This is a genomic window from Salmonella sp. SAL4457, assembly GCF_046548235.1.
In the GTDB taxonomy this organism is placed as follows: domain Bacteria; phylum Pseudomonadota; class Gammaproteobacteria; order Enterobacterales; family Enterobacteriaceae; genus Salmonella; species Salmonella enterica.
In genome coordinates, this window is the sequence record NZ_JBGDZO010000174.1 from 1 (window position 1) to 346 (window position 346).

Below are 346 nucleotides of genomic sequence, written 5' to 3' on the forward strand. Positions count from 1 at the left end.
GTTCAGGGTGATCCGCAGGACGCCCTCGATGGGTTCCAGCAGCAGGGTCTCGCAATGCGGCAGGCTCATGCCGGTTTCCTCCTGGAACGTCAGCCTTTCTTCTTGCCCGGCAGGATGCCCATCAGCTTGCAGATGATGCCGAGCATGATCTCGTCGGCACCGCCGCCGATGGATACCAGGCGGGTGTCCCGGTAGGCGCGGGAGACCGGGTTGTCCCACATGAAGCCCATGCCGCCCCAGTACTGCAGGCAGGCGTCGCTGACCTCGCGGCCGAGGCGGCCGGCCTTGAGCTTGGCCATGGAAGCCAGGCGCGTCACGTCCCTGCCTTTCACGTACAGCTCGGTGG

1 protein-coding gene is annotated in these 346 nt (G+C 65.9%); it reads right to left on the reverse strand.

Annotated features, from left to right (window positions below; translation table 11 throughout):
* Nucleotides 1-89 precede the first annotated feature (89 nt).
* Nucleotides 90-346, reverse strand: a 257-nt coding sequence (locus ACLJNW_RS23780; RefSeq protein WP_410961167.1) for an acyl-CoA dehydrogenase family protein, incomplete at its 5' end; no start/stop codon positions are given.